7 protein-coding genes and 1 pseudogene are annotated in these 8625 nt (G+C 30.8%); 7 read left to right on the top strand and 1 reads right to left on the bottom strand.

The window, feature by feature from the left end; genetic code table 11:
- From ACWIX0_RS12010 to ACWIX0_RS11980, 7 genes and pseudogenes are all read left to right on the top strand, one after another.
- On the top strand, positions 1-275 hold a 275-nt coding region (locus ACWIX0_RS12010; protein ID WP_454174225.1), incomplete at its 5' end, for a hypothetical protein.
- Positions 276-1127: 852 nt separating this feature from the next.
- Complete coding sequence (locus ACWIX0_RS12005; protein WP_454174224.1) at positions 1128-1940, top strand: outer membrane beta-barrel protein; 813 nt, start codon at positions 1128-1130, stop codon at positions 1938-1940.
- Between the two features lie 283 nt (positions 1941-2223).
- Positions 2224-2553, top strand: coding sequence for a hypothetical protein (locus ACWIX0_RS12000; RefSeq protein WP_454174223.1), 330 nt, complete (start codon positions 2224-2226; stop codon positions 2551-2553).
- Between the two features lie 258 nt (positions 2554-2811).
- Positions 2812-3087, top strand: a complete 276-nt coding sequence (locus ACWIX0_RS11995) for a hypothetical protein (RefSeq protein WP_454174222.1) — start codon at positions 2812-2814, stop codon at positions 3085-3087.
- A gap of 66 nt (positions 3088-3153) precedes the next feature.
- A pseudogene (locus ACWIX0_RS11990) lies at positions 3154-3831 on the top strand (ParA family protein); the annotation flags it as partial.
- 163 nt (positions 3832-3994) lie between these two features.
- The gene (locus tag ACWIX0_RS11985) at positions 3995-4399 is read left to right on the top strand and encodes a hypothetical protein (RefSeq protein WP_454174221.1); all 405 of its coding nucleotides are present in this window, start codon (positions 3995-3997) and stop codon (positions 4397-4399) included.
- 1 nt (position 4400) lies between these two features.
- Positions 4401-5309, top strand: coding sequence for a Fic family protein (locus tag ACWIX0_RS11980; protein ID WP_454174220.1), 909 nt, complete (start codon positions 4401-4403; stop codon positions 5307-5309).
- Between the two features lie 59 nt (positions 5310-5368).
- On the opposite strand, the gene ACWIX0_RS11975 is transcribed toward ACWIX0_RS11980, so the two are convergent.
- Complete coding sequence (locus tag ACWIX0_RS11975) at positions 5369-7582, bottom strand: relaxase/mobilization nuclease domain-containing protein (RefSeq protein WP_454174219.1); 2214 nt, start codon at positions 7580-7582, stop codon at positions 5369-5371.
- Positions 7583-8625 lie beyond the last annotated feature (1043 nt).

Here is an 8625-nt window from a genome sequence, read left to right as displayed (position 1 = left end):
TAAGCGTTAGCAAGGGTTTTGATTTGCTTTGCAAAAAAACCAATATTACACCAAATGATGTCATAAATAATATCAAACAAATAGAGCTAACAAAAATACCAACTTTTAAGAATATAAACTTTAAAAACGACACAATTTGTAATGATTTTGTATCAAATTTTAAAGATTTAATAAGTAAAAAACTTACCATAGATACATTTTTGAAAACAACAAATGAATATAAGCTAAACAAAATTCCAGCTAATTATTCTAAACCAAAATCACGCAAACGATAACATTTCGACTTTTTTATCCCTTAAACACTGCTTTAAAACAACAAATTCTGCATTAAAAATATTAGAAAAATACATTATATTAAGGATATTTTTGCAATTATAAAGAATAAATTGCGGATTTTTTTTATCACTTTACGCGCGCTTAAAAGCACGCTTTTTTTAAGGGATAAAAAAGGCGAGAGAATGGCGTGTTTTTGTGGTTTTTAGGGTTTTTATTGTTATAAAATACTCTTATCAAAAATAAATGAAAGCTATGTCTTGGAAGTTATGGACGATAAACGCGTGGCTAGCGTGTAAGGGAAGAAACTCCCGTGCATAAGCTAAAAGTTTCTTTTTAGAAGCTTAAGAGTTAGCGGGCTTAGTCGGGGCATAATGAGTAATTTGTTTTTGTGATTTTAGCATTTTTAAGATTTGCTAGCGAAGTCTTAAAGATTGCTAAAATCTTTTCAAAAAATATTCCCCCTTAGGTTAGTCCTAAAAAGGCGTAGTTTTTTTAGCCCTACATTAGCTTATTTGTAGCGTGGATGGGGTGTGGTTTTCTAGCGAAAACAAACGCGAGCGCGTTTGCGTTTGTGGAGAATAAAAAAGCCTAATGAGAGCAGCGCAGTAATGCGTGGGGTGAGTGTTTTTTGTTTGTTTTGTTTTTTTTTTGCGTTTTTTGCTTTTTATGTTTTTTAATGTTTCTTAAAGTATAAAAACGCTAGAATCACGCGTTTTTGTTTGCATTTTTGCAAGGAAAAACAAAAAATCTACATTTCAAAGAAAAGGACGAAAAAATGAAAACTTTGAGTTTTTGCAATGGTTTTAAGGGTTTTAAGGGCGTTAGTGCTTTTTTAAGCATTTTTTTAGTGTTTGCAAATTTTGCATTTGCAGATAACGAGAGAGAGAGAGAGTAGCGAGCGCGTAGAGACAAGCGCAGAGATACATGAGCAAATAGATGCTATAAAGCGCGAAAATGAAATGCTAAAAGCAAAAAAGGCAGAAAATAACAAAATCATAAAAAGCGGTTTTTTGGGATTTTGCAGGGGCAAATATGAGGCAAGCGGTTGTTTTATCGGTGGGGAAGTTGGGTTAGCGGTTACGGATAATTGGATTTGGTTTAATGTTTATAATGATTTTAATGATTTATCGCCTAATGTAACATCGGTTAATCCTATTGTAAATCTTACTTTTGGCTATCAATGGTATTATATGCAAAATCAAGGTTTGCGCGTTAAGGCAAATATAGGTTATGCAAATTACAATGCGACTTTTAAAGATTTTGAAGAAGGAAATGAAAAAATAAAAATTGAAAAAGAAACAAACGCGATTCAATACGGGTTAGAGGTGGCTTGGCTTTGGGATTTTATGCGTGTTGGTAAGCATACTTTGGGCTTAGATTTAAGCAGTGGTTTTGAAGCTAGCACATTGATGGGGGATATAGGTGTGCAAAATGATAAAATGGAATTTAAAAATTTTACAAATATTGCGTGGATTACGCGCATAGGTTTGCATTATTATTTCAATAATCATCAAATCGGGCTAGCTTATGCGTATAAAGGCTATTCAGCAGTAAATGGGCAAGTAAGCGAAGCTAATATGATAAATCAAGACGGAAAGCCATTTGCGAGAGTTGCCACAAGCCCGCGCAATCAAATCTTACTATCTTATGCGTATAAATTCTAGCGTTTTTAGATTCTAGGTTTTTTTTAGCAAAGTTAGCGCGTTTTATTGGCGCGAGGTTTGGAGCTTTTTTGGTGTGCTTTTTAGCACACTAGCTTTTTATCCGCTTTTGTTTGGCTTATTTGTTTTTTAAGCCACACAAAAAGCGGATTTTTTTGTTAAAAAATTTGCGATTTTTTAACAAAATTTTTGCGATATGTTAAAAAAAAGCAGCGCTTAAAAAGCAGCTTTTTTTAACACCTCCTTACACTTTCAAATCAAATACTAATCATACAAAGGACAAACAATGAACAATGCTACACAGGGGATTTTTACGCCCAAAAAATATGAAATCTACCACAAAAACAAAAATGCTTTAAAATCAAAAAATCTATCCACGCCACGCATACCACGCGAGGATAAACCTAAAAACATAAAATACATAAACGAGTGGCATAAACAATGCTATGAGGGAATCCACACAAAGCAAGATGAAATCTTTTTTAGTAAAGATGAGTTAGTGCCTATTTTTGCTAGATTTTGCCTACACAAAGCAAAACAAAAATCTAATTTTTTTTTGAAACACATTGTATTTTATAATAATTTGTTGTATCTTATTTTAGTTTATTTAACATAATATTATTTTATTGAATTTTATCTTTTGTAATCGTATTAAACATTATCAATGATTAGTTAGTTTTTATTTGCGTAAAATCTAGCATAAGATGATATATACTAATAACGCATAATAAAATAACTTTATGTGTCTTTATTTTATTATTAGTAATGTAATGTTATTTTATTATATGTAAATATCAAATATTTAATATTATTTGATTGTATTTTCAAATATTTGTGATATAATGCGATAAATTTTTCTTACAAAGGAATTGCAATGATTAACATAGACTTAAATAAGGACAAAATACAAATCAAAAATCAAGGATTTTTGAAAGATGAAATGCTGTATGTAGTGGCAACTTGTATGGAGCATTACGAGGAAAAAGCAGGTGGCAATCCCATTGCAGCAGAGTTTCTTTTCAAAATGGAATTAGATAGTTATAGGCGAGGTTTAGAGATACGCAGGAAAAATAACCAAAAAGCCTATTGTAGCAATGCTAAGGAACTAGATTTGGATTTGAAAGCCTTAGGCGTGATGAACGCTAAGTAAAAAAATAGACAAAAGAATCTAGCAAAAGATTTTTTATAATGCAAAAATCAAATAAAAGGACAAAAAATGCAAACTGAAGCACATATTATCACAATCGCAAACCAAAAGGGCGGAAGTGGAAAATCTACCATTAGCGCAAATTTAGCATTAAAGTTGTTAGAGTATTCGCCTAAAACGCTTGTAATGGATACTGACCCACAAAAAAGCATAGAGAGTTTTTGCAACATAAGGCAAGATGAAAGCAGAGAATCTAGCAAGTTGCCACATTTTCATTTATCAAACCGCACAGGCAATATAAGTGAATCAATAAAACAAAATCTACAAATGTATGATTTTATCATTATTGATACAGGGGGGATTGATAGCATAGAAGCTAGAAAGGCTATGCTTTTTGCAGATTCTATTTTATTGCCTACCGTGCCTAGTCAATATGATTTTGATGTGCTATGTGCTATGCTACAAACAATCACAGACATTACCGAAATCAACGAGGAAGCAAAAGTTTCAATCCTTATGAATAAAATTAGCCCAAATCCTATGCTACACAAAGAAATTAGCGATTTTCAAAACGCTATAAAGCAAGTGCTAGAGCAACATTTGCAAGCGAGGCTTGATAGATTTATCTTGCTAGAAAATTATCTAAGTGAGCGAATCGCATATAAACGCGCAGTAAGCGAGGGCTATGGAATCACACAATATAGCGATGAAAAAGCAAAAGCAGAATTTGAGAGGTTTTTTGATGAGTTTGTGGAGTTAAATATTCCGCTTTTAGCGCAAAAGCATTTAACAAACAACGCCCAACAAGCACAATCTAACGAATCAAATAAGCCTAAAAAAACGCAAGAATCTAGTTTAGATTCTAAGCAAGCAAGACTTAAGCAAGACAATGCTAAAATGGGGGCGTAAAATGCAATATAACATTACAAACAATAAAATGCAAAAACTACAAACACGCGAGCAAGACAAAAAAGCACAAGAAGTGCTAAATAATGCGGCAAATGTGGATAATGCAAATAATGATGTGCTTAAGCAAGAAAATATGTCAAACGCGCAGGATAATAGGCAAAAGGAAAATCAAATGAATCAAAAAGTCCAGCAAGAAAAAAATCCTACAAGCAAAAAAAGCGATAAAAAGCCGTTTTGTTTATATGTGAGCGAGAGTAGAATCAAAGAATTAGATGAGTTTTTAGATGAGTTTGGTAAAAAGGGGGAGAGTAGAAACTCTTTTGTGGAGGAGGCTATTGAGTGCTATTTGCAACAGCGAAAAATACAGCTAAGACAGGAATTAGAGGATAAGTTAAAAAGGATTTAGAATGGAAAAACAAGGACACACAATTATTGATGAAAAAGCCCAAAAATACAAACAAGAAAATTTAGAAATAGGTGTGGGGCTTAATGAAGTTGATAATCTTAAGCCCTCACAATACTTTTATACCACTATAAAAGAATCAAAAACTTATTATGAAATAGAGGAAAAACTAAAAAGCTATTATGCTAAACAAGATTTGCATAACCCTAAAATTCAAGCAGAAAAAGAATGCGATTTAGTTGCAACTAGAATCGCACAAAGCATTGATGAAAATCATTTTGTGTTATCTCCTATTGCATTAAAAAGTATTCATAGGCGATTGTTTGAGGGGGTATTTAGTCAAATAAATGAAAAATATGTGGGGAATTTTAGGGATTATAACATAACAAAGAAAGAATCAATACTCAATGGAGAATCTGTTAAATATGGCGAACATAACGAAATCCTAGAGTATTTAAGTTATGATTTTGAAATGGAAAAAAATAAAAATTATACAAAAATCCCAAAACAAGAATGGAGCAGGCACATTGCAAGATTTATTTCTAACATTTGGCAAATCCACCCATTTATAGAGGGCAACACTCGCACAACAGCAGTTTTTACTATAAAATATCTCAATCAAATAGGCATTCCCTGTGATAATACAATTTTTAAACAACATTCAATTTATTTTAGAAACGCACTTGTTTTGGCTAGTTATGGCAATACACTAAAGGGGATTTCGCCTGATGAATCGTATTTGGAGAGTTTTTTTAATAAACTTATCGTGGATTCTAAATCACAACTTAAAGAAATGCCTGCAAACATAATGCAAAATGCGCAATATATCGTAAAAAGACAAGAACCAATAATATCTCAACCGATAAAAAAGCAAAACAAAAATACCCACAAACCAAAATCACGCAAACGATGAATATTATAAATTTTATATAAATTTATAATAATTTATATAAAATAAATAGAAGTGAATATTTAACGAGTATGCGGAATGTTAGATAATTTTTTTGTTTGTGGATTATTTGATATTTCTTTTTGTATAGAATCATTTGTATTAGGTAAAGATTCATTTATGGATTGATTTTGTGGATTTTGATTTGGATTTTGGATTGTGGTTTGAGTGGGGATTAAAGGTTTTTGCTGTTGTGGCGTAGTGTTTTGATTATTTGTTTGATTGATTGATTGTTGGCTAGATTGTGGCATTTGCTCTAATTTTTGTTTAGATTCTATGATGAAATTTACTTCATTTTTAAGCGTGCTAAATGATTCTATGCTTTGATTGTTGATATATTGCTGCTCTTTTGGCATTGTTTTTATGATTTCTAGCTTTTTGCATAGTTTGGTAGCCATTGCAAGCTCTTTGTCTAAAAATACTAGCTTTTTGTGGATTCTACATAAGGTTTTATATTCTTTGAATGATTTAGGATTTGTAAGCATTGATTCTATGAATTTGGTGGGATTTTCATCATAAGATTGTTGATTTTTATCATAATAGCTTGAAATTAGCGTCTTTGAGTTTGCTATTTCTAAGCGCAAAAATTCCATTCTTTGTAATATTAAAGCCCTTAATTCCTGCTCTATTTGGGTTAAATCAAGCAAAGCCTTAGATTTATTTGCTTGAGAGGTAGAATCGCTAAATTCTAACGCACGGACAATGCTTTTATACCGCTTAAGTTTGTAGAAATTTTTGCTTAATGTGTAGGTATTTGATTGTTGATTAGATTTTAGCATTGTATAAATGCTAGATTGCAATGTTTGAAAATTTTGATTTAGCGCAAATTGGGATTGTGATACTTCTGCTTTTATGTAGTTTAGCTTTGTGATTAAATCTTTGGATAGATATTTTTCAAAGCCATTAAAAGAACTAAGCAATGCTTTTTTCTTGTGAAAGCTATTAAAATGCTTAGTAAAATCTTTGAAACTCTCATTTGAATCAAAAAGCTGCTTAAATCCTTTGTTTATTTCACTTATATCGTGGCTTGTATAGCTGATTTTTACTTGCAAGGTTTGTATTTCATCTTTGAGTAAATCTTTTTTAGCAATAAGCGAGGTAGGATTTTTACCTTGAGAGAGAGTGGATTCTATCTTTTTAGAAACATTGTTTAGATAGATTTGCTTATTTTTTAATTCTCTTTCTAAGTTAGCTTTTTCTAAAGACAAACTTTTTGCCCTAGATTCTAGTGAATCCATTGCCTTTTTTTGCAATGCAATAGAATCTATATCTTGCTTAAGCGCGTTAGAATCTAAATCGTTTGAATGATTAGATGGATTTTGAGTAAAGGATTTTTGATTAGATGGATTTTGAGTAAAGGATTTTTGATTAGATTGATTTTGATAAAAAGAATTTTGGATAAATTGATTTTGTGAAATTGTAGCATTTGAGTTATCTAAGCTAGTATTTTCTAAATCTTGTATCTTTTTATTTAGCAGCGCTACTCTAAAATCTTTATTGCAAACTTCATTTGTATAATCTAATTTACCTTGAGAGTAAATGAAAAGATTATAAGCAAAATCCTCACGCAAGGTATCATAAAAATTTGCTAAGGATTCTTTAGAATCAAAGTGTAATTTTTTGCCATTAAAGATATTACTTCGATTGATGATAATGTGTAAATGTGGTTTGTTTTGATGAGAATGTGGAATCATAATGTATTTGTATTCGTTTAGATTTGCTTGCAAGGTTTCTTTGACTGCGTTTTGTAAAATATCTTTTAAGGAATCACTTTGAGATTCTTTGAGAGAAAAGACAAGGTGTAATGCTTTTTTACCTCTATCATTTGAAAAACAATCGCTATGCCAATCATCTATGATTTGATTTAGATTGACTAGCTCGCCTAATTCATTAAAGGCAAGATTATTTTGAATAGAATTTGTGTTTGTATCCAAGCCAAAATCTAAATCATTGCCAAAGGAAAAACTATCAAGCGAAGAGGATTTAAGAGTGTATTTAATCGCATTAAGCGTATGAGTTCTATTCATCGTGCCAATATTTTTTATTACGATTTGTTTTTTGGGATTTGTGTTTGTAAAAAGCGGTTTGTTTTTGATAATGTTTGAGTGAAATTTTGTGTGAAGTCTTTTAATCACAGGTTGATAGACTGCCCTAGATTTTTTGAAAGGCACATATTCAAACAAAGGCTTATCGCTAATAGAATATTCTAATGGTTTATCAATGGATTTATCTATCATAACGCCTCCAAAATATTTTAGTTGTTCATTTTAATATCCTTTATTTGATAGCTAAAAATATTTTATCTTTTTGATAATTCATTCACTGCTTGAAAAGCACAAAACACAATCGCAAACAATAAAAAAAATAGCAAAGATTAGTAATTCCATCTTTATTTTGTTTGTTTGTTTTTTAATTCTTTATCTTGTTTGTATAATAAAAAAAGTGCATATATCACAAGAATAACACTAATGCTTGCAAATATATTTAAGACTAGCTCATTCATTTTTGATTCCTTTGAATATAAATACAAATCGCTATGAGTGAGATACTAAAAGTTGTAATAATGAAACTTTGTGGCTTAAAATCAAAATTCATAAGTGCAAAGCTACCATTAACAAACAATCCAAGACCAATATTTTTAAGCAACTCAATCATAAACGCATTATATCACAAACCTAATAACTTTGTAAATTTTTTACAACAACTTAGTAATTTTTACTGCCAAACCTATAAAATTTTGCTAACAATTTTTTACTCAATGCCTAAGCATTTTTTAGCCAAAAGGACAAAAATTTTACACTCACGCCCAAAAAAATCACTTATGCTCTAATACATAGCCAAAGAAAAATTTTCTAGCCAATGAGTAAGGATTTTTTATCTTTATCCCTTAAAGGCATAAGAAATAAAAATTTTTAGCAAGACTATCATAGCTACTGCCAATCTTTTTTAACGATAAACAATCTACTAAGTCTTAAAGCCTTGATGATATTACCTCAAAACTAAGACGCTAAGAGAAAAAGTGCAGGATACCCGCTTTTATGTGCATAAAAGCGATTGAAATGCCCGACCGTGCGGGATTTAGTCAAGCAAAAAATTGCATTTTTGCTTTTATGGGAAAATATAACCTTTCAAGGCATAGTTTTTCTAAAGCCACACTAATAAAATTTTAACACAAGAAATTGAATGCCCCAAAAAAAAATCTAGCCTTACAATCTAAAAAAATACTGCTAAGACTTAAAAATTTTGACTGCGTTTAATACCGAGCTTGCCATAAAAATTT

It is taken from the genome of Helicobacter sp. T3_23-1059, from assembly GCF_053654515.1.
Note: the sequence above shows the minus strand (reverse complement) of the source record. Positions and strands in the feature narration are given on the sequence as shown.